Annotated in this window: 21 protein-coding genes and 2 tRNA genes; 7 read left to right on the top strand and 16 right to left on the bottom strand. The window is 60.7% G+C overall.

Annotated elements, in window-relative coordinates:
• Positions 1 to 84: 84 nt before the first annotated feature.
• Positions 85 to 2,010, bottom strand: a complete 1,926-nt coding sequence (locus tag ACR3EL_RS10200) for a DUF3604 domain-containing protein (protein WP_254437760.1) — start codon at positions 2,008 to 2,010, stop codon at positions 85 to 87.
• Between the two features lie 194 nt (positions 2,011 to 2,204).
• Positions 2,205 to 3,866, bottom strand: coding sequence for a Na/Pi cotransporter family protein (locus tag ACR3EL_RS10195; RefSeq protein ID WP_170339198.1), 1,662 nt, complete (start codon positions 3,864 to 3,866; stop codon positions 2,205 to 2,207).
• A gap of 169 nt (positions 3,867 to 4,035) precedes the next feature.
• On the opposite strand from ACR3EL_RS10195, the gene ACR3EL_RS10190 reads away from it, so the two are divergent.
• Complete coding sequence (locus ACR3EL_RS10190; RefSeq protein ID WP_170339196.1) at positions 4,036 to 4,869, top strand: DeoR/GlpR family DNA-binding transcription regulator; 834 nt, start codon at positions 4,036 to 4,038, stop codon at positions 4,867 to 4,869.
• A gap of 137 nt (positions 4,870 to 5,006) precedes the next feature.
• On the opposite strand, the gene ACR3EL_RS10185 is transcribed toward ACR3EL_RS10190, so the two are convergent.
• From ACR3EL_RS10185 to ACR3EL_RS10175, 3 genes are all read right to left on the bottom strand, one after another.
• Complete coding sequence (locus ACR3EL_RS10185) at positions 5,007 to 5,984, bottom strand: oxidoreductase (RefSeq protein WP_170339194.1); 978 nt, start codon at positions 5,982 to 5,984, stop codon at positions 5,007 to 5,009.
• Positions 5,985 to 6,123: 139 nt separating this feature from the next.
• Positions 6,124 to 7,005 (bottom strand): AraC family transcriptional regulator, encoded by an 882-nt coding sequence (locus ACR3EL_RS10180; protein WP_480721463.1) that lies wholly within the window; start codon positions 7,003 to 7,005, stop codon positions 6,124 to 6,126.
• Between the two features lie 260 nt (positions 7,006 to 7,265).
• Positions 7,266 to 7,694 (bottom strand): RrF2 family transcriptional regulator, encoded by a 429-nt coding sequence (locus tag ACR3EL_RS10175; RefSeq protein WP_480721461.1) that lies wholly within the window; start codon positions 7,692 to 7,694, stop codon positions 7,266 to 7,268.
• A 106-nt stretch (positions 7,695 to 7,800) separates the two neighbouring features.
• Here ACR3EL_RS10175 and ACR3EL_RS10170 point away from each other — a divergent pair, with 106 nt between their 5' ends.
• From ACR3EL_RS10170 to ACR3EL_RS10145, 6 genes are read left to right on the top strand one after another with little or no spacing between them, the layout of a single operon-like run.
• Positions 7,801 to 8,280, top strand: a complete 480-nt coding sequence (locus ACR3EL_RS10170) for a hemerythrin domain-containing protein (protein ID WP_254437057.1) — start codon at positions 7,801 to 7,803, stop codon at positions 8,278 to 8,280.
• Positions 8,281 to 8,292: 12 nt separating this feature from the next.
• On the top strand, positions 8,293 to 8,826 hold the full coding sequence (locus tag ACR3EL_RS10165) for a DUF2478 domain-containing protein (protein ID WP_480721458.1): 534 nt from the start codon (positions 8,293 to 8,295) through the stop codon (positions 8,824 to 8,826).
• A 39-nt stretch (positions 8,827 to 8,865) separates the two neighbouring features.
• Positions 8,866 to 9,402 (top strand): ubiquinone anaerobic biosynthesis accessory factor UbiT, encoded by a 537-nt coding sequence (gene ubiT, locus ACR3EL_RS10160; RefSeq protein WP_254435634.1) that lies wholly within the window; start codon positions 8,866 to 8,868, stop codon positions 9,400 to 9,402.
• On the top strand, positions 9,399 to 10,397 hold the full coding sequence (ubiU, locus tag ACR3EL_RS10155) for a ubiquinone anaerobic biosynthesis protein UbiU (protein WP_170339187.1): 999 nt from the start codon (positions 9,399 to 9,401) through the stop codon (positions 10,395 to 10,397). Before ubiT ends, ubiU begins: the two co-directional genes overlap by 4 nt.
• Positions 10,398 to 10,401: 4 nt before the next feature.
• The gene (ubiV, locus tag ACR3EL_RS10150) at positions 10,402 to 11,313 is read left to right on the top strand and encodes a ubiquinone anaerobic biosynthesis protein UbiV (protein WP_170339185.1); all 912 of its coding nucleotides are present in this window, start codon (positions 10,402 to 10,404) and stop codon (positions 11,311 to 11,313) included.
• Positions 11,314 to 11,322: 9 nt separating this feature from the next.
• Entirely contained in the window at positions 11,323 to 12,483 is a 1,161-nt protein-coding gene (locus tag ACR3EL_RS10145) for an NnrS family protein (protein WP_480721455.1), read from the top strand.
• On the opposite strand, the gene ACR3EL_RS10140 is transcribed toward ACR3EL_RS10145, so the two are convergent.
• The 11 genes from ACR3EL_RS10140 to recJ form a co-directional block, all read right to left on the bottom strand.
• Entirely contained in the window at positions 12,471 to 13,568 is a 1,098-nt protein-coding gene (locus ACR3EL_RS10140) for a M56 family metallopeptidase (protein ID WP_170339182.1), read from the bottom strand. The two genes, ACR3EL_RS10145 and ACR3EL_RS10140, sit on opposite strands and share 13 nt — an antisense overlap.
• Entirely contained in the window at positions 13,555 to 13,950 is a 396-nt protein-coding gene (locus ACR3EL_RS10135; RefSeq protein WP_005983946.1) for a BlaI/MecI/CopY family transcriptional regulator, read from the bottom strand. The genes ACR3EL_RS10140 and ACR3EL_RS10135 overlap by 14 nt, the downstream gene beginning before the upstream one ends.
• Before the next feature lie 68 nt (positions 13,951 to 14,018).
• On the bottom strand, positions 14,019 to 14,288 hold the full coding sequence (locus ACR3EL_RS10130; protein WP_370797609.1) for a DUF2160 domain-containing protein: 270 nt from the start codon (positions 14,286 to 14,288) through the stop codon (positions 14,019 to 14,021).
• Between the two features lie 146 nt (positions 14,289 to 14,434).
• The gene (locus ACR3EL_RS10125) at positions 14,435 to 15,232 is read right to left on the bottom strand and encodes a carbohydrate ABC transporter permease (protein WP_480721451.1); all 798 of its coding nucleotides are present in this window, start codon (positions 15,230 to 15,232) and stop codon (positions 14,435 to 14,437) included.
• The gene (locus ACR3EL_RS10120) at positions 15,229 to 16,092 is read right to left on the bottom strand and encodes a carbohydrate ABC transporter permease (protein WP_005983941.1); all 864 of its coding nucleotides are present in this window, start codon (positions 16,090 to 16,092) and stop codon (positions 15,229 to 15,231) included. The genes ACR3EL_RS10125 and ACR3EL_RS10120 overlap by 4 nt, the downstream gene beginning before the upstream one ends.
• Positions 16,089 to 17,165 (bottom strand): ABC transporter ATP-binding protein, encoded by a 1,077-nt coding sequence (locus tag ACR3EL_RS10115; RefSeq protein ID WP_170368276.1) that lies wholly within the window; start codon positions 17,163 to 17,165, stop codon positions 16,089 to 16,091. Before ACR3EL_RS10115 ends, ACR3EL_RS10120 begins: the two co-directional genes overlap by 4 nt.
• 1 nt (position 17,166) lies before the next feature.
• Positions 17,167 to 18,216, bottom strand: coding sequence for an ABC transporter ATP-binding protein (locus ACR3EL_RS10110; RefSeq protein ID WP_170528218.1), 1,050 nt, complete (start codon positions 18,214 to 18,216; stop codon positions 17,167 to 17,169).
• 93 nt (positions 18,217 to 18,309) lie between these two features.
• A complete protein-coding gene (locus ACR3EL_RS10105) occupies positions 18,310 to 20,049 on the bottom strand; it encodes an ABC transporter substrate-binding protein (RefSeq protein ID WP_170403822.1) in 1,740 nt (579 codons plus the stop codon).
• A 319-nt stretch (positions 20,050 to 20,368) separates the two neighbouring features.
• A tRNA-Glu gene (locus ACR3EL_RS10100) sits at positions 20,369 to 20,443 on the bottom strand.
• Between the two features lie 24 nt (positions 20,444 to 20,467).
• A tRNA-Glu gene (locus tag ACR3EL_RS10095) sits at positions 20,468 to 20,542 on the bottom strand.
• Between the two features lie 109 nt (positions 20,543 to 20,651).
• Complete coding sequence (gene recJ / locus ACR3EL_RS10090; RefSeq protein ID WP_480721447.1) at positions 20,652 to 22,394, bottom strand: single-stranded-DNA-specific exonuclease RecJ; 1,743 nt, start codon at positions 22,392 to 22,394, stop codon at positions 20,652 to 20,654.
• Positions 22,395 to 22,415 lie beyond the last annotated feature (21 nt).

Genomic DNA, 22,415 nt, shown 5'->3' with positions numbered 1-22,415 from the left:
GCCGATTTCAATTTGGGGTGAAGATGTTGCTGCAACGACCCCGGCCCAAGGGCGCGATCCCGCGCCCCCGGTTTCGGTCTTGGTTCATTCGCTGGCAGGCGTGTACCAGATCGGTGACGAATACGCCCGTTCCTGATGGATCAACTGGGCCTCGGCCGGCAAATCGATTCCAAAACGAAGCTTGTCGTACAGCACCCATCGCGGGGTCGGGATTTCCAGAACCCGCACGTAGTAGAATGCCCGCGCGTCGGGATCGAAGTCGGGATCCGTCCAAACGGTCACCAATTCCGATGCGCCGATCGAGTTGCTCCAGCTGGCGGTGTCCAGATCGACGGTATTGCCGACTTCGGGAAGGTTGCCATTGGCATCCAGCGCACGATCGTCGGACCAGGCTACGTTGTAGACCTTTTCCTGAAGCGCGCCGTCTGCATCCAACCAGCCCTTGACGACCTGAACTCGATCAAGGTTTGCGCCGACGGGGTCACGCAGTGCGCCGATCAGGAAAGTCGGTGCGCCTTCGCCCTCGGGCGGACGCAGGTCACCGCCCATCGGCACGCCTTTGGTGTATCCCACATCGGCTACCAGACGCGTCAGCAGGTCGGACTCATCGAAATCCCATCCGCCGAAGAAACGAAGCCCGATGCGAGGCCCGGTCGTGGCGTATGTCTCGCGTCGCTTGAACGCGTCGAAAATGGCCGAGCGCGTATTCTCGGACGCCCAGACTGCGGTATAGCCCGATGCGACCAGCGTATGCCCCTCAAAGGCGCCCAGATCGCTTTCGACAAACGGGTGCAGAACGCGCGTAGCCGAGGGCTCGGCGCTTACGGATTTGCCGAAATAGTTGTCTTCCTCGGCCGTGGCCAGCGACGTATGGCTGTCCGTCGCGCCGCCCATCCCGAACTTGTAGGGGTTCACGCCGAATTTCTCTTCAAGCATCAGCCCGCGCTTCAGCGCCTCACGCGCATATTCGCCGGCCAGCATGTCATCGGTTTTCAGCTCGGAGATATCGAGGTTCCCGACATCCCAGTTTTCATAGTCGGCAAATGGGTCGTCAGGGCTGAGATAAGGATGGGCTTCGCCGTCACCCTTGATCTGGGTGACCTCGTAATGGGGTTCCCACTTGGCGCGGTTCTGTACGTATTCCTCATCCACCTTGCCGCCGTGATAGGTGTCTTCGGTCGGGAACATCCAGCCGTTCGACAGATTGCCGTTATGCGCGAAGGCAACGGCACGGCCTCCGGTCTTGGCCTGGTACTCCTCGAGCCACACGTAAAGTGCCTTCGGATCCGTATTCCCGTAGGGCGGCTGCGTGACCGGCGGCACCATCTGTAGCGCACGGATCGGGCCATCGCGCAGCATGACGTTTCGATGCAGGTTGAATCCTTTGGGCACCGAGGTCCATTCGAAACCGATGAACGCTGTGAAATTGCCCGGGTCGTTGTGCCGTTCTGCGGCCATCACGATATGTTCCCAGGTAAACGCAAAGGCGTCCGCTCCGGGGCTGTATGATTCAAGCAGGTCTTCCGGAAGGGTCATCTGCGAGAAATTGGAAATGATGTCGAACGCCGCTTTGGCAGCTTCGTCCCCGCCCGCAGAGTATCCTTCGTACCATTCTAAACCCTTGGGATGTGCCAAGACCCCCGGCTTTCCGGCCTGCAGGTCCGGGGCAAAACCCATCAGGTCGGTGTGATCCGTAAGAACCATCCAATCCAGCGGGCGCGCAAGCCGAACCGGCTGTCCTGTCGACGAGATGACCTGTTGGCCTTTCGCAAATCGCCAGGCGTCATCCGGCAGCAGCGTGTTCCCGAACGTTCCGGCGTCCAGTGACAACCCGGTGTGCAGGTGCGTGTCCCCCCAAAGAGGGCGCTCTGGGAATGTCCGGTTGGCATAGGGCGAGAACGGACGCTCGGCAAAGGTTCCCTCTGCGGCTTCCTTGGTCGGCACAGCGTCGGCGAGAACGCCTGCCGGGCCGAGTGTCAGCAGCATTGAACAGACGTAGAGTCGCAGCATGAGAACCTCCCAATTCAACAGCTTCGAATTCAAAGAAACGGTTTTATGTCATAACATTCTGATATGACGATAGCATGTGGGTGGGGCCGACTGTCAATTCTGCCGGGTTCAGGAAGCCAGAAAGCCTTGTACTCACGGAAGGGCGGGAGCCTTGGCTGCCGGTCTTTAAAAGTACAATCCGAAGATTGCCGTGACTAAGGTGCGTCCGAGATTATGCGCGGTTTGGCCAGGCGGCTTTCCAGAAGATCTCCCGTCTCTTCGGCGATCGGGTAGGCGACAAAGGCCAGCGCCGCGTTGATTTGCTTCAATAGGCGCAGTGTCTCCTGGTGGATATTGGTTGTCTCGATACTGGCCGGACCCCGACTTTGCAGGCGCTTCAAGTGGCGCTCCTGCAGGTATTGCTCTTCGATCCGGATGCGATCCTTTTCGGCGACCAATTGGCGGGCCGCCTCAGCGTCGCCGGTGGTCAGAATGCTCAGAGCCAACTGGCCGTTCGTTGTGATCTGATCGTGGAATTGTTCAATGTCGGTCAGACCTTCCTTGGAAAATGTGATGCCCTCGTCAGCCATTTTCTTCGCCAGCGCCACAAGGTTGACCGCGATCCGGTCGGCAGCCTCTTCAAGGTTGTTGGCCATCGACACCAGCTCGAGTGTCTTTTTCTCCTGCTGAGGTGTCAGATCGCCTTCCCGCAGGCGCGAGACGTAGATTTTGATATCAAAATGCATGCGGTCGACATCGTTTTCCCGCAATTCGATGGTGCGGGCAAGTTCGGGGTCCCAGTTCCGAAACAGGTGAATGGTCGGCACCAGCATCGCCTGAACCGTTTCAGCCATGCGCAGCAGTTCGCGCTGTGCGCAGGCCAGCGCCAGAGGCACGTGGTCCAGTGCGCTGGGGTCCAATGCCGTCACGTTGTCGGCGGTGATGCTGGAGTGGCGGGGAACGAACGTGCCGGCCAACCGGATCAGCAGGTTGGTGAATGGCAGCGCAACGACCAGAAGGGCGACATTCATCGCAATGTGCAGCATCACCACCTGTTGACCGGGCGCTGTGCCGAACGCGGATATGTTCAGTACGCCGGTCAGCAGCAGGGCCAGCGCCACCAAAGTGACACAGGCCCGAGCCACCAGGTTGGCAAGGACGATCAACTTGGCCGGGCGCTCCTGCGACCAGAGCAGGGCGAATGAGATCACGGCGCCACCGAGATTGGCACCGATGACCAGTGCGGCGGCCACAGTGCCGCCAACCAGTGCTGACGCCGCGAATGTGGCAAAGGTCAGCACCGCGGCAAGGCTGGAATGCATGAGCCACGCCAGAATTGCGCCGACCACATAGGCGCTGATCAAGTCACTTTGAAAATATGCGGCAATGCTTTGAACGATTGGGCTGGCCCCGATTGGCACTGTGGCTTCGCGGATCATTCCAAGCGACAACAGCACCAGGGCAAAACCGATGATGATGCGCCCGATTTGTTTCGTCCGCCGTCGTCCGGCCTTCAAAAACACCACGACGCCGACCAGCAATGCGAATGGCATCACCGCCTGGACGGGCAAGGTCAGCACCTTTGCCATGAGGGCGGATCCCACCTCCGCCCCCAGCAGCAGCGCAAGGGCCGAGGGTGGGGCCAGCATGCCCGATACCGCGAACCCGGCTCCGATCAATGCAACCGCAGTCGAGCTTTGCATCAGCATCGCTGCCATACCGCCGCCCAATGCAGCGGACACTCGATTTTCAGACAGAATTTTCAGGCCGCGTTTCAACTCGGGCAGGAACGCTCGTTCCACTCCGGTCCGGATCAACCGGACAGACCACAAAAGCAGGGCGACCCCGGCCGCCAGATGGGTGGCAAGCACGATCATGCGTTCGATACCTTGTTTGCGCTGCGCCGTTGCATGGCCAACATTCTGCCTTCCACAATGGGGTGAGTCCGACGATCTTCATCACCAGTTTGAGGGCAATGCAACAAAATATTTGCAAAAATGAGGTAAACGCCACAAAAGTTGATTATCGTCTAGCCGGGTCAATGAGATGTCAAAGGCCAAAACACGTCAGAAACACAGCAAGAAAGGGCGGGATCGGCTGAAAAAGTCCGATCGTCGCCAACGTATCCTGCTTGAGCTCAAGCTGCGCCCGCACGTGCGCATCAGTGATCTGGCCCGCAGTTTCGACGTATCCACCGAGACCGTCCGCAGAGATTTTGACGCGCTGGCCGAAGACGGCCTGATTGCGCGTGCGCACGGTGGCGCGTCGGCGCCGGTGCAAGGGCATTATCTCAGTCTGGACGAGCGCAATGCGGCCAGGGTTGCCGAACGCGAGCGGATCGGAAACGCCGCCGCTGGCCTTGTGCGTGAAGGTGAGACGGTCATGATCGACTCGGGCTCGACAACCGCTCAACTGGCGCGCTCATTGGCATTTCGCGACATACGTTGCACTGTCATCACGAATTCGATTCCGGTGGCCGTGACACTGGGCGGGAGCGCGACCGAGGTTATTGTTTGCCCCGGTGCTTATCTTACCGCTGAGGCTGCCGTCGTTGGTTATGAAACGCTGGAGTTTCTGGGCCGGTTCAATGTCGATCGCTGCATGATAGGCGCGTCGGGATTGTCCGAGGATGGCCCCAGCGAGCCGATCGGTGATATCGCCGCCGTCAAACGCGCGATGCTGGGCCGTTCTGCGGAACGCCATCTTCTGCTGGATGCCCAGAAGTTCAATCACAAGCAGTTGCACAAAGTGTGCGAACTGTCGGATTTGGACACGTTGATCGTCGACACGGTCCCGCCAAGCCAGTTGGCCGTGGCGCTGGGCGTGTCAGATGTCGAACTGTTGATCGCCGATCCGGCGCCCGAGCAGGCTTTGGCCTGAACCGTTTGGGTCCAGCCCGGGCCAAGACCAGCTGCGCAGAGGGCTAGGGGGCGCGACTGTGGTCTAAAGCCCTGGCGCTGCCTTATCCCCAAAAAGCGCAGTCCGGCCGGGATCGTCCCGACCGGATTGCGTGGGTATCAGGCCTCTTGCAGTAGCCGTTCGCTGATCTCCCACAGCTTTTCGGCTGATGCGTCATCGCACGCATGTGCGTTGACCCCGAAATATCGGGCCGTCGGGCTGTTGGGGGCGGTCGGGGCAGCAATGTCAGCGTCCTCGCAATATACCCCCGGTTTGCCAACCAGCTTTGGCGAAGTCGCCGCCCAAACCGTTGTTGACGCGCCCTGTTCGGGCGTCTTGAAACCCTCCTTTGCCAATTCGGACGGCTCGCCATCCTCGTTCAGCCAGCCCAGTGCGATCATCTCTTCCTTCGGCAGGTGCCGTTGCAGAGGGGTGAAGATCCCACCGGGATGTACCGAAAACGCCAACCCTCCGGTCTCTGCCAAACGGCGGAAAAGGGCGTTGGCAAACAACGCATTTGCGGTCTTTGCTTGCCCATAGGCCTGCCATTTGTCGTAGTCCGTCTTCTCAAACTGGATATCATCCCAATGCACGTCACAAATCTTGTGCGCGGTTGAGGAGAGAGCCACGACCCGCGCGCCCGGTGTTTGCTCCAAAAGCGGCAGCAGTAACTTGGTCAGGGCAAAGTGGCCCATGTGGCAGATACCGAATTGGGATTCCCAACCGGGTCCAACACGGGCCTCGGGGCACGCCATGATCCCGGCGTTGTTGATCAGCAGATCCAGGTTTTGCAAGTCGCTGGATACCGTCTTGGCAAACCGTCGGACTGATCCCAGATCCGCCAGGTCCATCGGTGCGGTCCTGACATGACCTTCCACGCTTGCCAGGCTCTCCCGAGCTTTGATTTCCGAGCGTACGGGAACGATCACCACGGCCCCCTTGTCGGCAAGGGCGCGGACTGTTTCGAGGCCAATACCGCTGTAGCCACCGGTTACGATTGCGGTTTTTCCGGTCAGGTCGATATCGGCCAGCACTTCGGCCGCCGTGCTTTTTGCGTGAAATCCGGAATTTGTAGGGACTTGGTCGGAGACTGCCATCAGGTATCCTTGCGATTTCGGGGGCAACATCGCCCGGTTGCATCATGGATGAACCTAACCTGTCCGCCTCGGGTGGAACACAGGGCTTCCTCCTCAACTCTTGCTCGATTCTCCGAAACCCAAGAATAAAGCGTGCAGCTCAGGTCACGTGATCCCGGGTCAGTTCTCGTGGCGGAACGCCGAATTTTTTGGCGAACTCACGGCTGAATTGGGCCGGGCTTTCATACCCAACTGCATGCGCAACACTCGATACAGGCGTTCCCGTCTGCTGAAGCAGTTGGAAGGCCTCGGTCAGGCGTAGGTCTTTCTGGAACTGCAGCGGACTGTTGGCCGTCACCCGTTTGAAAGCGTCATAGAATACCGACGCGCTCATGCCCGAGATCGCGGCCAAGTCCGAGGCTTTGATCGTCGAGCGGTACTCTTTGCGGATATGCGCGATTGCCTTGGCGACCTGGTTGGCCTTGCTGTCCGCGCGGATGATACGGCGCAGCGCGCGCCCTTTGTCGCCGCGCAGAACCCGGAAATATACCTCGCGGACGGCGGCGGCCCCCAGCGTTTGATCTGCGATCGGATCTCGGCGCAGACGGAAAAGACGTGTAAATGAATCAATAACTTCCGCGTCGGCCTGACCGCTTTCCAAGGCCGGACCCGCATCGTCCAGCGAGGTGCCGCCCATGTCGGTGTAGACGCCCCGCAATACGCGCATGTCGATGCCGATATACAGGGCGATGTAGGGGTTTTCGGGCGAGGCATCCACAAGGCCCGAGACCATTGGCAGGGCGCTTCCCACGACAATGACGTCCCCTGCGTCATAACGGACATGCTCGGTTCCGTACTGCACCGACTTGCTGCCCTGAAGCACCAGCCCGATCATGGGCTCAACGACCGAGCATGACGGGCGTTTGGATTGGCGCGTCTGGGCCAATGCCATTTCCCGCACACCACAGGGCCAAAAGCCGTCATCCAGCTGGGCCTCGGTAATCAGCGCCTTGGCGTCGTCAAGGAGTCTCTGCAGTTCCAATGGGATCTCTCCGGCCAGTCTGCCAAGACTACAACCTGCATTTTTCCGCACAAGAGTTTCGGTCTGACATTCGGAGGATCAGGCAAGTCCGCCGGAGAAACAGATGACTGAATTTACAGAGGCGTGCAGTTGAACACCGTTTCTTATTCTTAGATTGGGGCCAACTGATCTGACCGGTCTAAGCACAAAGGTAACAGTGGTCGCAGCCTGATTGGTTCTGAGAGAACCCAGGCGAATTGTCCGAAGGGGCAGGCCGGCTACTATTCCGCCGCCGAAATCTCCCACGGTGGAAGATAGATGCAATCAGCCAATGTTGCCCGGTTCAGGTCGTCAAAAAACGCTTGCTCGGCTTGCTTCAGTCGATCCTTCAAAAGGCAGCTTGGAGTCAGAGTGCACGCACTGCCATCGGCCGAGAAACACTCAACGATTGGTTGCCCGGTCTCCAGAGTGCGCACTACGTCGCCCAAGCGGATGTCCGACGCCGGGCGAGACAGGACAGCCCCGCCGCCACCGCCCCGCCGCGTTTTGAGGTATCCGGCATTGGCCAGCGCCGAAATGACCTTGGCGAGATGGGCGCGTGACACCTTGAATTCATCGGCCAGTTCGCCGGTTGAAAACGGGCGGTCCGGGCTGCCAGCCAGCCGCATCAGAATGCGGAGACCATAGTCAGTGAATGAGGTGAGGCGCATGGTCGCGTTTTCCAATCGGTATTTTCTATGCGTATTAGCAAAACAGAATGCGCAAATCAAATTCCGATTCGAGATGCTCGGGTCGTGAACCCTGAAAGCACGGACCATGACGAACTTCGATATGCACGAAGCTGATCTTGAGACAGACGCTCTGATTGATCACATCCTCACACGGTATCACGAAACACACCGGACCGAGCTTGAACAGCTTCAACATCTTGCCGAACGCGTGGCCTTGGTTCACCGAGACGACCCCCAAGCCCCCCGAGGGTTGGTCCGCGCGCTGGCCGAACTGGCGGCCGAAATGGAAACGCACATGGCAAAAGAGGAGATCGTCCTGTTTCCCGCCATGCGCATGGGCGGCATGGAAGGGATCGAAAACCCGATCCGGGTTATGCGCGCCGATCACGATGGCCACGCCGAGAGTATCGCTCTGATCCGGCATGTCACCCTTGACCTGACACCGCCCGCACATGCCTGCGGGTCTTGGCGACGGCTTTACGATGGGCTGCGGAACCTTTTGGCGGATATTGACCGGCACATGATGCTTGAAAACCAGGTCCTGTTTCCACGGTTCGAACGGTAGAGGGGATCAATCATGCTTCTTGCAGGTGTCGACGCAAGTGAGGCAGGCGGAACGGATCATTTGCTGGCGACAGTGGCCGCGCGATTGCAGGAAGAAGGTCTGCGCTTGCTCGGAGCGTTGCGTGTGAACATTCCGGATACTGGCGCCCAGTTTTGTGAGACAACGCTTGGACTGCTGCCGCATGGTCCCAATATCCGGATCACGCAGGATCTGGGTTCGGGCTCAGGCGCGTGTCGCATGGACGCCGGTGCGATCGAGGACGTGGTCGGCATCGCGACCGCTCGGTTGCGAGATGACGGTTGCGATATCGTTCTGCTGAACAAGTTCGGACTCAGCGAGGCCGAGGGCCGCGGATTTCGCACTCTCATAGCCGAGGCCTTGGCGCGAGATACTCCGGTCCTGATCGGCGTGAGCAAAACCCATCGCGCCGCCTTCGATCAGTTTGCCGGTGGAACCGCCAAGCTCCTGCCGCCCCTTGAGGGCGTTGTTGTCGAATGGTGCCGATGCTCCATCGCGCAAGGCCGAAACACGGCGGCACCGGGTTGAACCCGCACAAATACAACAGCCAAACGGATGAGGCAGTACATGCAGCATATGGTGAGCCCAACACAGACATCGAACAGGCCAAGACCGCCGGGACAGGCAGTCGTCTCGCGTTTGGCCTGCTTGGCGGTTCAGCCCATTCTCGCGCGTGTGGTCCGTAGGGTCGCGCAGGAACATCCTGCACTGTTTGCCCGACTTGGCCCGTATCAAAGCGCCGATTTCCTGATCGACCCGATCGAGCTGCCGTTCGCGCTGCATCTGCGTCCAGATCCTCAGAACCTGAGCTTTCGTGCCGTACCGCGGTCGATGCTGCCTGACGCAACAGCAATTATCCGAGGGCGGTTCCTGCTGCTGTTGGAGCTGGTTGATGCGGAACAGGACGGCGACGCGGCCTTTTTCTCACGCGATCTGGAGATCACTGGAGATACCGAGGCCGTCGTCCGTTTGCGCAATGCATTGGACGACATGGATGGATCCATCGCTCAGGAGGCTGCGGACATGTTCGGCCCGCCTGGCCGCGCGATCCTGTCCCGGTTGCGCCGAAATTACCAAGAAGTAGAAGGAGCGACTGCTTCATGAGCCTCGCCGAATTGATATGCCCCGCCGGAACTCCCGCTGCCCTGCGCACAGCGGTCGATGCCGGGGCCGACGCCGTCTATTGCGGCTTTCAGGACGCCACCAACGCCCGGAATTTTCCGGGGCTGAATTTCACGCCGCAGGAATTGGAGGAGGCGGTCGCTTATGCCCATGCCAAGGGTGCCAAGGTCCTTCTGGCACTCAACACTTATCCCCCGGCGGGCAAGGTCGACCTTTGGCGGCACGCTGCCGACACCGGTGCGCGGATCGGCGTTGATGCCTTCATCGTGGCTGATATGGGCGTGGCCGACTACATCGCCCGAACCCATCCACAGGTACGCTTGCACCTGTCGGTACAGGCTGCAGCGTCGTCACCCGAGGCGATCCGCTACTATTGCGAGAATTTCGGTGTCAAACGCGTGGTCCTGCCCCGTATTTTGACCATTCCCGAGATCCGGCAGATCCGAAAAGAAATCCCCTGTGAGATCGAAACCTTCATCTTCGGAAATCACGGTCTGATGGTCGAAGGGCGCTGCAGCCTGACGAACTATTTGACCGGGCAGTCCACGAACCTCGATGGCGTCTGTTCGCCGGCGTCCGACGTGGAGTACGTGCGCGATGCCGATGGTTCGATGTCATCGAGGTTGGCTGGCTTTACCATCGACCGGTTCGGGCCAGATGAGAAGGCCGGTTATCCGACGATTTGCAAAGGCCGCTATCAGGTCGCACATCGTCCGGACGGGTACTATGCGTTCGAGGAACCGATCAGCCTGAACCTGGCCCGCCTTCTGCCTGAGTTGATCGATGCCGGGGTGCATGCGTTCAAGATCGAAGGGCGGCAAAGGTCCAAGAGTTATGTCCGGTCCGTGGTGTCTGCATTTCGAAACGCTGTCGACGATATCCGGGCGGGTCGCGAAGCGGATATCGGGAACCTCGTCGCACTGACCGAGGGTCAGAAACAGACGCAAGGCGCTTTTGCCACGAAGAAATGGCGGTGAAACGATGACGAAACTTACATTGGGCCCGATCGCCTATCACTGGTCGGCCGACCAACGCCGGGATTTCTATGCGCGTGTCGCCGACGAAGCTCCGGTGGATGAGGTCTATCTGGGCGAGGTCATCTGTTCAAAACGCGCCCCGTTCCAAGAGGCTGACCTGCCGTCCATCATCGAAAGGCTCGAACGGACGGGCAAAAAGGTGATTTTGTCCTCCTTGGCCGAAGTGATGCTGAAGCGAGAGCGCAAGGCCACCGAAGACCTGTCTGAGATGGAGTCGCCCGAGATCGAAATCAACAACGCTGCGGGACTGTATGCACGCGGTACGCGACCGCATCGCATCGGCCCATTCATGAATGCCTATAACGAGGCCACAATCCGCTGGATGGCGTCAAAGGGGGCGACGCATGTCTGCCTGCCCACCGAGTTGCCAGCGCCCTCGATCGCCGTCGCGGCGCGAATGGCGCGCGACTTGGGTCTCGGGGTTGAAGTGCAGGTCTTTGGCCGGGCGTCGCTGGCCGTTTCGGCGCGGTGCTATCACGCGCGCTCGCACGGGCGGACAAAGGACAATTGCCAATTCGTCTGCGAAGAAGACCCCGACGGGATGCCCCTGCGTACGAGGGATGAGCAGCCGATCCTGCGCATCAACGGGATCCAGACCCAATCCGAAGGGTATCTGATCCTGCTGCAGGAACTGCCCCAACTGGTTGCCGATGGTGTGAGCCATCTGCGATTGATGCCGCAGGCCGTCGACATGGTCACCGTCGCTGAGGTTTACCGGGCGCTGTTGGATCAAAGCATGTCGACCGAGGCGGCCGAAGCCCGGTTGCGGCAGGTTTGTGCAGATACGCCGTTCAGCAATGGGTTCTATCACGGTCAAGCCGGCTATCGCAGGATAGCCCAGGCGTCCCTTGCATGATCGGAAACCATGCTGTCCTCGCCTCATCGGATCATGTTTCCTGCGGCGGGGGCAGCTGCCCTTCCGGGGGTGAGCGGCCTGTTTCTGGGGCAGGATTTCATCACCCATTGGTCGCCGTTGCTGGGGCTGTACGCCTGGCATGCGCATGAGATGTTGTTCGGCTTCGTCGGCGCGGCATTTGCGGGCTATTCGCTGACGGCGATGCGCAGCTGGTCGGGGGGCGATTCTGTCTCGCCAACCGGCACATTGTTGCTGTTTGCGATTTGGGCGATGTCCCGGTTTGCCGCCATCGGTGCGCTTGGGGGCGAACCCATGTTCATCGTCCCAATGGGCACGGCGTTCTTGCTCTTTCTCGCCGGTCGTCTCGCTTGGGCTGCACTGCGCGAGCCCGCGGTTGCCGGAGGGCTTCAGGCGCTTTTCGCCCTTTTCCTGGCCATCTGCCAACTTGCCTTTCTAGCTGGGTCTGCGCCGTCCTTCTCCACAGTTTTACTCGTTGCACTTTTGGTGTCGGTTGTCGGTGGGCGCATGATCGCTGCTTTCACATGGAATTGGACGCACCAAAGCCCAACCGCCGCGCAAAAGTTTCGGTGCGCGAGGGCATTGGGGGACGCTTCGGCGGCAGCTCTGGCTTTAACTGCGGTGCTTCTCGGGCTTGTTTCCGTCGCCGATGGTCCGCTTATCGGCGTCCTTCTTGTGATCTGCGCGGGGTGCGAGGGTGGGCGTCTGTGGCTCTGGCATTCAACGGCAGTTCTTCAGGATGGATTGCTGGGGATGCTTCATATTGCCTTTGCGTGGTTGCCCGCTGGTCTGTCCCTGTTGGCGGCTTCGCTGTACTTCCCCGACTTGCTGGCGGCGCATGATGCGTTGCACGTTCTGACGGTCGGAGCGGTCAGCTGCGCGATCTATGCCGTCGCTGCCCGTGCGGTCGCGCGCCGTTGCGGCCGGCTGCGCCCCAGTGCGATTGATGGTATCGGATATGCCTTGTTGTGCCTTGCCGCGGTTTTGCGGGCGTCCTCTGCAGACGTGCCCGCGGTCCTTGCTTGGGGAGCGTGTTGGGCCGTGTTTCTCTGGCGGCACGTCCAAGCGCTAGGCCGCCCACTCGAGCGACCGGTGTTCAGCGGTCAGGCCAGCAACAGGATGGATCCTGGCGTCGCCGATCAATTGCCCTGATTGCGTGCCTCGAGCCGTTCAAGGTTCACGACGGTCGACAGCATCAGCCGGTCATGGCTCCAGTCCTGAGTCTGGCGGATCGTGGCTGCGCCCAAGGCCAGCAGAACAGCGAACAGCAGGGCCGAACCCATGAAGATTGCCGGCAACGGTGCCGAGAACGAGGGTGCATCGGCCAGCGCGATCACGCGTTGTTTCAGAACCCGTTTGGCCTTGCCACCAGAGACCAGCGCCACGTTCAAGACCCGTGGCCGGCCCTGCGCAACGGTCCGGGCGCAATAGTCCAGCAGGCAGTCGGTATAGTCGCGCGCGTCGATCCCGCGTCGGGTGACGACGGATTGGTCGCAGGCCAGTTCGCGCAGTCGGCTGAACTGGTATTTCAACGCCCAGTAGGCAGGGTTCCAGAACAGCAGCGGTCGCATGGCCTCAAACGCAATCTCCCATTCGACGTCCCGGGCGCGAACGTGCTGCAATTCATGCGCTAGGGCAAATCGCAGTTCGCGGGGGGTGTCCAGCAGATGGCTGGGCAGAACGACATGGCGACGACGCGCCCCGCGCACGGCAAATGGAACCGTGATCCGATCGGACAAGCGAATGTCCACGTTGGCCGACCGCCGCCACAGGAAGCTTGAAACCACCGTGTCGCGGATTGCCAGCGCATCCCGGACGGTGCGGACCAGCATCCGGAGGGCGGCCAGGGTCAGCAGCACCAAGGCGGCCGTCACAAGGGCGCTTTGTCCGGACAGTACCGTGTCGACCCAACGTTCACGCGTGTTCAGCAGAGCTTCGAATTGTGTAGCCGGCATCGCGATTTCACCGCGCAAATAGGCCGCTACCGCAATATCACCGATGGAAACGGCCTGACCCGGCCAGAAAAAACCGGCGGCTGCCGTGACCCCAAGGGCCAGAACAGGGCTGAGCATGACGCAGACGCAAAGAACCTTCAGCACGCGCAGCTGTGTCATGTAGTCGTGCCGCAGGCGCGTTCGGGCTACGGCCATGCGGGCGCCCAACCAGATGAGTGCCGAAAGAACCAGCACCACGTTCAGGTCGAGAAATACATCGAGAACCGGTTTAACCGCTGTCATTTTGCAGTCTCCTCTCTACCAGTGCTCGAATTTCCTCCAGATCAGCTTCGGTCAGGCCGGCGTCGTCGACAAGTCGTGCCACCAGCGAGGCCGGGGTGTCATCGAACAACGTGCGGGACAGGTTCTGCAGCGACCGCGCCTGATATGTGTCCTTTTCAAGCAGCGGGCGGTAGATCAGGGTTTTGCCGTCCTTGCGGCTTTGGACAAATCCCTTTTCATCCAGAATGCGCAGGATCGTCGCGCCAGAGGTGTAGGCCAGGTTCCGCTCGGGCGGCAGCCGGTCCAGCACGTCGCGAACCGAGCCTTCGCCAAGTGCCCAGAGCTCGTTCATGAACTCCAGTTCAACCTCGGTCAGCAGATTTCCTGTCTTTCTCTTTCGCATCGGTCTCGGTGTCACCATTTTGCCTGTTATGCTTGCCAGACAAGCATCCTTTCGCGGTTACGCAAAGCCTAAACTTTCCAGAAAACGAAAATGCCCCAGCCGATCGACAGGAAAAGCGGGGTCCATACCGGTTGGCCGACCAGCCCCAGCCAGGCCAGAAAGATGTAGGCCGAGCCCAGCAGGGTGATGAACAGCCGGTCGCCCAACGTGGTGGTCAGGCCCAGCACGCCTCGGCGTTCGATCCCGTCACGGAACTTGACCACCTCTAGCACCCCGATCAGGGCGATGGCCGAGAAGATGCCCACGAAAACCGCCAGCGTTGCCGGGGTCCAGGCCATCCAGAAATCGGGCCACAGCGGGTCGGTCCAGGAAAAGCCCTTGGGTTCTTCCTGGCCGACATTGCCCCAGCCGGCCTTGGCTTGCGCCAGTGCCGAGGACGGGGCGAGCAGGGAGAGGGAGAGAAGGAGTTTGCGCATGTCGAACCTCATACACGTCCCATCGCGAAGCCGCGCGCGATGTAGTTGCGGACAAACCAGATGACGATGGCGCCTGGGATGATGGTCAGAGTGCCGGCGGCGGCCAGCAGGCCCAATTCGTAGCCGGCGCTGGACGCGGTACGGGTCATCACGGCGGCGATGGGTTTGGCCTCGACCGCTGTCAGGGTCTTGGCCAGCAGCATTTCCACCCACGAGAACATGAAGCAGAAGAACGCCGCCACGCCCACGCCCGCCTTGATATTGGGCAGGAAGATCGTGACGAAGAACCGGGGGAAGGAATAGCCGTCGACATAGGCGGTTTCATCCAGCTCTTTCGGGATGCCGCGCATGAAACCTTCCAGGATCCACACCGCCAGCGGTACGTTGAACAGCGTGTGCGCCAGCGCCACCGCCAGGTAGGTGTCGAACAGATGGATCGACGAATACAGCTGGAAGAAGGGCAGGGCGAACACGGCCGCCGGGGCCATGCGGTTGGTCAGCAGCCAGAAGAACAACTGTTTGTCGCCCAGGAACCGATAGCGCGAGAACGCGTAGGCCGCAGGCAAGGCCACGCAGACCGAAAGCACCGTGTTGATCGTCACGTAGGTGATCGAGTTGATATAGCCCCAATACCATGTCGGATCGGTGAAGATGGTGGTGTAATTCTCCAGCGTAAAGGTCTGGGGAAACAGGGAAAAGCCCGACAGGATCTCGTTCGTGGTCTTGAAGGACATCGCCACCAGCCAATAGATCGGCAGCATCAGGAACGCGATATACAGGATCGGGATGAGAGACCGCTTCTTCATTGCGCGTCATCCTTTGTCATGAGGGTGTAGAAGACCCAGGAAACCAGCAGCGTGATGGCGAAATAGATCAGGCTCATCGCGGCCGCGGGGCCAAGGTCGAACTGTCCCAGCGCGATCTTCACCAGGTCGATCGACAGCAGAGTGGTCGAGTTGCCGGGGCCGCCCCCGGTCAAAACGAAGGGTTCGGTGTAGATGTTGAAACTGTCCATGAACCGCAGCAGCACCGCGATGGTCAGAACCGTCTTCATCTTGGGCAGCTGGATATAGCGGAACACCGACCAGGGGCTTGCCCCGTCGATCTTGGCCGCCTGGTAATAGGCGTCGGGGATCGACACCAGACCGGCATAGCACAGCAGCACCACCAGCGAGGTCCAGTGCCAGACATCCATCACCACGATGGTGATCCAGGCCGATAGCGGCTGTTGGGTCATGTCATAGTTGATGCCCAGCACGTCGTTCAGGAAATACCCCAGCAGGCCGATCTTGGGCAGGGTGAAGATGTTCCACATCGAGCCGACCACGTTCCACGGGATCAGCATCGGCAGGGCCATCAGGACCAGGCAGACCGGCACCCAAAAGCCCTTGCGCGGCATCGACAAGGCCACGATGATGCCCAGCGGCACCTCGATCATCAGGATCAGCGCGGTGAACAGGAACTGCCGCCCCAGCGCCGCCTGGAACCGGTCGGACCGCAGGATCTGTTCGAACCAGCCCAGCCCTTCCCAGAAGAACTGGTTGTTGCCAAAGGTTTCCTGCACCGAGTAGTTGACCACCGTCATCATCGGCACCAGCGCGTTGAACGCCACCAGCGCCAGCACCGGCAGGACAAAGAACCACGCTTTCTGGTTTTCCGTTCTCATCGGGCGCGCTCCTCGGTTGCGATCCAGCCGTCGCGATACACGCGCGTCTGTTCAGGTTTGAATTTCAGAAAGACTTGCGATCCGGGCTCGGGGGGCGCGTGTTCGGTCACCGCCTTCAACGCGGTGTTGCCGACCATGGCACTGACCACAAAATGCCGGCCGATATCGGCCACCTTGGTGACATGGGCCGGAATGCCCTCGGGGCCGAAACCCACATATTCGGGCCGGATGCCCAGATCTGTGCGGCCGCCACTGCCGCTGACCGGACCTTCCAGCGCCACCTCGTGCCCTTCGAACAGGGCACGATCGCCGCGGGCTTCGCAGGGCAGAACGTTCATGCCGGGCGAGCCGATGAAATGGCCCACGAACGTGTGCTGCGGGCGTTCGAACAGCTCGACCGGGGTGCCGATCTGGACCACTTCGCCTTCCTGCATCACCACGACCTCGTCGGCGAAGGTCAGCGCTTCGGTCTGGTCGTGGGTGACATAGATCATCGTCGCCTTGACGCGCTGGTGCAGCTCTTTCAGCTTGGACCGCAGCTTCCATTTCAGATGCGGGTCGATCACGGTCAATGGCTCGTCGAACATCACCGCATTCACGTCGTCGCGGACCAGACCGCGCCCCATCGAGATCTTCTGCTTGTTGTCCGGGCTGAGGCCGCTCGCGCGGGTGTTCAGCATGTCGGTGACATCCAGCATCTCGGCGATCTCGTCGACGCGGCGCTTGATCGTCGCGGGATCGACGCCGCGGTTCTTGAGCGGAAAGGCCAGGTTTTCGCCCACGGTCATCGTGTCGTAGATCACCGGGAACTGGAACACCTGCGCGATGTTGCGCTGATCGGGGGGCAGGGCGGTCACGTCGCGGTCGTCGAACAGGATCTGCCCCTCGGATGGGGTCAGCAGCCCCGAGATGATGTTCAGCAGCGTGGACTTGCCGCAACCCGACGGCCCAAGCAGAGCATAGGCCCCGCCATCACGCCAGGTTACGTCGATTTCCTTCAGCGCATAGTCCTGTGGGCCTTGCGGCGATGGCATGTAGCTGTGTTTGAGGTTTGCAAGCTTGATCTGTGCCATGTCAGGCCACCCTTTTGCCGTCTTGGCCGAAATACCGGCAATGGGCCGGGTTCATGTAGAATGTGTGGTCCTCGCCCACCTGATAGGGGTGGACCCCTGCGGCCAGAGACACCCAGGCTTCCTCGCCATGTTGGAAATGCGCGCTGGAGTCGGACCCGGAGAGCTCGGTCACGATCACGCGGCCGGTCAGTTCAACGTCGGCGTCAGAAGCCTTGAGCGGAGTAACACGGTGCGGACGCACGGCGACCATGTATTCGCCATCGGCAATTCCGGACACAGTCCATCCACCTCCGCCAGCCAGGCGCGCTTGGGCACCGGCGACCGTGACGCGGGCCACGTTGATGGGCGGGTCGGAAAACACCCGCGCGGCGGCGAGGTTTTCGGGGTTGCGATAGATGTCCGCCGTCGGGCCGAACTGGGTCACGCGGCCGTCTTCCATCAAGGCGGTGTAGCCGCCCAGCAGCAGCGCCTCTTCGGGTTCGGACGTGGCATAGACCACCACGGCGCCGCGCCCGGCGAACAGCTCGGGCAGTTGCTCGCGCAGTTCCTCGCGCAGCTTGTAGTCCAGGTTGGCCAGCGGCTCGTCCAGGAACACGGCGCGGCTGTCCTTGGCGATGGCGCGGGCCAGTGCGGTGCGTTGCTGTTGGCCGCCTGACAGTTCATGCGGACGACGGTGCAGCATCGGGCGCAGTTGCAGCAGGTCGGCGGCCTCTTCCACGCGGCCTTCGATCTCGGATTGCGCCATTCCGGCAACGCGCAGGGGCGATGCAATGTTGTCGAATACAGTCATATGCGGGTAGTTCACGAAGAACTGGTGCACGAGGCTGATCTTGCGTTTTTGGGTGCTCAGCCGGGTCACGTCCTGCCCATCCATCAGGACCTTGCCCGAGGCAATCGGATCCAGGCCGGCCATCATCTTGATCAGAGAGGTCTTGCCCGACCCGGTCGCGCCCAGCAGCACGTTGAAATGGCCGGTCTGCAGCGTCAGGGACGTGGGTTTGATATGGGTAACGGTGCCGACCCGCTTGGTTGCGTTTTGTAGTTCGATCATGTCCGTGGGTTCCGATCCCGCAGCGCGTGGCAACGCTGTTTGGTCTTGGTTGGTAAGGGGCGCCGGTACCGGCGCCCCCCGGGGAGTAGTGGCTTACTGGGACTGCCAGCGTGCCACCAGTTCGTCGTAGTTGACGGTCTGGCCTTGCGGCTTCTCGTTCTCCAGCTTGGCTTTCGGCGCGCCCGGCTTCTCCAGCCAGAAGGCCGGATCCTGCGGTTCATTCAGGCGCGGACCACAGCCGCCATAGACGCCGGCGCTTTCATCCGCGGCCTGCATGCGGGCCATGGTGATGTCCATCTCTTCAGCCAGACGGTCCATCGCCTCTTGCGGGGTGAAGGCGCCCGAGTTCACGTCACCGATCTGCTGCCACCAGATTTGGGCCAGCTTCGGATAGTCGGGAACGTTGATGCCGGTCGGCGACCAGGCCACACGGTCGGGCGAGCGGTAGAACTCGACCAGACCACCCAGCTTGGGTGCGCGTTCGGTGAAGGACTCGTGGTTGACCGAGCTGTCGCGGATGAAGGTCAGGCCCACATGGGACTTCTTCACATCGACAGTCTTGGACGTCACGAACTGAGCGTACAGCCACGCGGCCTGTGCCCGATCCGACGGGGTGGACTTCAGGAAAGTCCACGATCCCACGTCCTGATAGCCAACCTTCTGGCCTTCTTCCCAATAGGGGCCATGCGGGCTGGGCGCCATCCGCCACAGCGGGTTGCCCTCATCATCGACGGTATTGTTGCCTTCGGACTTGGGCTTGACCATGTCGGCGGTAAAGGCCGTGTACCAGAAAATCTGCTGGGCCACGTTGCCTTGCGACAGAGCGGGCAGCGACTGGTAGAAGTCGTAGGACGCCGCACCCGGAGGCGCATAGGCCCGCAACCACTCGTCCCATTTGCGGATCGCGTAAACGGCCGCCGGGCCGTTTGCGGCACCACCCCGCGACACCGAGGCGCCGACCGGGTTACAAGTGCCCGCTTCCATGCGGATGCCCCATTCGTCGACGGGCACACCGTTCGGCTCGCCCTTGTCGCCGGCACCGGCCATCGACAGCCAGGCGTCGGTCATCCGCCAGCCCAGGTCAGGCGCGCGCTTGCCGTAATCCATGTGGCCATAGATCGCGACACCGTCGACTTCCTTCACGTCATTGGTGAAGAATTCGGCGATATCCTCGTAGGCAGACCAGTTCACCGGAACGCCCAGATCATAGCCGTATTTTTCCTTGAATGCGGCCTTGTTGGCTTCGTCATCGAACCAGTCCTTGCGGAACCAGTACAGGTTGGCGAATTGCTGGTCGGGCAGCTGGTACAGCTTGCCGTCGGGACCGGTGGTGAACTGGATACCCATGAAGTCATTCAGGTCCAGCGTCGGCGAGGTTGTCGCCGCCCAATCACCCGCCATCATATCCGACAGGGGATAGGCCAGTTGCAGGCGCGAGTGCGTGCCGATCAAGTCACTGTCGTTGACATAGCCGTCATACAGGTTCCGTCCGGTCTGCATCTGCGTCTGGACGGCCTGAACGACCTCACCTTCACCCAGGATCTGGTGGTTGACCTTGATGCCGGTGATTTCCTCGAACGCCTTCGTCAGAACTTCGGATTCATACGAGTGGGTCGGGATACCTTCGGACAGAACGTTGATCTCCATCCCGGCATACGGTTCGGCAGCCTTGATGAACCACTGCATTTCCGCCATCTGCTCGTCTTTCGACAAGGTGGATGGTTGGAATTCATCGTCGACCCAGCGCTGTGCTGCGGCTTCGTCGGCCCAAACAGGACCGTGCCCCGCAATGACGGCAGCCGCCGCCACTGCGGACAAAAGATGTTTCCGCATCTTTCTCCTCCCAAAATTTATGGTTCTCCGGCGCGAACCGGATGACGAACAGCATCAGCGATTTTTCGCGAGTCTGTCAAACTAAAAAATTAGTAAATGGCGAAATTGGCCTGTTCGACCCAACGAATTCAACGACTATATCCTTGAAAATATATGGTTTTTAACCCACTCTACGTGGCGTCATCTGCCGGGCGAAAAGAGCATGCCAATCACGCTTCGTTAAGGATTTTTTTGGGTCACCGATTGGTCGAGCTGCAAATTTCGATGCAGAAAGACGCCGCAATAGTAGCGCGCGATTTGCGTTTCTCGAGGGTGAAAATGGCAGCCCGTAGGGGAATCGAACCCCTCTTTCCAGGTTGAAAACCTGGCGTCCTAACCGATAGACGAACGGGCCACGTCAGCATTGCCCAAGCACAAGTGGCAGCCCGTAGGGGAATCGAACCCCTCTTTCCAGGTTGAAAACCTGGCGTCCTAACCGATAGACGAACGGGCCACGCTGGCTTGTGGAGGGCCTTTTACGGATTACGCCCCCCACCCGCAAGACGAAAAACGCACGGCCAGGAAACTTTTTTGCGGGTCAAAAAAGGCAGTGGCGTCAGCGGTCAATTTGCATCGGCCGCGTCTTCCAGGCGCAACTGCACGCTTTGCCTTCCACCCCATGTATTGACCTCGAGCCGACCGGCAAAATGGAACCGCGCGCCACCGTGATTTGACAGCCTTTCGCCCATCGGTCCGTCAAAGGCACCAAATGCAATCGCGTCCAGCCCACCACCCATTCCGTCCGACAGCGACAGCTTCAGATGGGTTTCTCCGACCCGCTTGGCAAAGCGGACCTGCAGGTCGGGCATTGCAAATCGAGGGGCAGGGGCCCCGGCGCCAAATGGGCCGGCCTGCTCGATCTTTTCGATCAGATCAACCGAGGCCGCCCCGGGCATCAGCGCACCGTCCAGCTTGAGGTCGGCAGGACCGGCTTGGCCCGCCCCCTGTTTTGCCAGCAACTCCGAGAGTCTCTCCATCGCCGGTTCCAGCTGGTCGCGCATCACGGTCAGACCTGCGGCCATCTTGTGACCGCCGCCCTTGACCAACAAACCCTCGGCGGCCAACCGGTGGATTGATGCACCAAGATCGACACCCGAGACCGAACGGCCCGAGCCTTTGCCTTCGTCACCGTCGAAACCAATCACGACGGCGGGACGGTTCGACGCCTCTTTCAGGCGAGCCGCCACGATCCCAACGACGCCGGGATGCCAGCCGTCACCTGCAGCCCACACCAGCGGCGCATCCAATCCACGTTCTTCGGCCTGCGCCAGCGCCGCGGCGCGGACCGCATTCTCGATGTCGCGCCGTTCGGTATTCAGGTCATCAAGGCGCCGGGATAAGGCCTCGGCCTCGGTCACCGAGTCGGTGCTGAGCAGCCGCGCGCCGAGGTCTGCCTGTCCAACCCGGCCGCCGGCATTGATGCGCGGCCCAAGCAGAAAACCCAGGTGGTAACTGTTGGGCGCCGAATCCATGCGCGCCACTTCGGACAGCGCAACCAGTCCGGGGCGTTGCCGCTGCCCCATCACTTTCAAACCCTGCTGAACCAGCGCCCTGTTGATCCCGATCAGAGGTGCCACGTCTGCCACGGTCGCCAGCGCGACCAAATCCAGCATCGCCATCAGGTCCGGACCTTGGGCGTTGGCCTCGCGCAGTTGGCGCCCGGCCTCGACCAACATCAGAAAGACAACGGTTGCAGCACACAGATGGGCCAGGTCACCGCTTTCATCCTGGCGGTTGGGGTTCACCACGGCCACGCAATCCGGCAGCGTTTCGGCGCCCAGGTGGTGATCGAGAACGATCACATCGGCCCCCTTGGCTGCGGCAATTGCTTCGTGGCTTAGCGTGCCGCAGTCAACGCAGATGATCAGATCATGCGTTTCAGCAAGCTGGCTCATGGCGGGGACGTTGGGGCCATAGCCCTCGTCGATACGATCGGGCACATATAAGGTCGCCTGACGCCCCATCTGCCTGAGCCAAACCAGCAACAGGGCTGCCGAGCTGCCGCCGTCGACATCATAGTCGGCGAAAACGGCGATGCGCTGGTTGTCCCGCACCGCTTTCAGGAACCGCGTTGCGGCGATCTCCATGTCGCGCAGGCTGCGAGGATCGGGAAGAAGGTCGCGCAGTTTTGGAGACAGAAAGCTCTCGGCCTCCATCGGCGGGACACCTCGCCGTGCCAGCACCTGGCACAGGGGGCGGGGCAGGTCGGTCTGCTGGGCCAGCATCTCGGCGGCCCGGTCCAATTCAGGCGATGGACCAATCCACCGGCGGCCCGTCAAAGACTGTTCAACACCCAGAAAGCTCAATCCACTTCTCCTGAAAAGGGC

The organism is Ruegeria sp. BJ3 (assembly GCF_056535665.1).
This window is presented reverse-complemented; position numbering and strand designations above follow the sequence as displayed.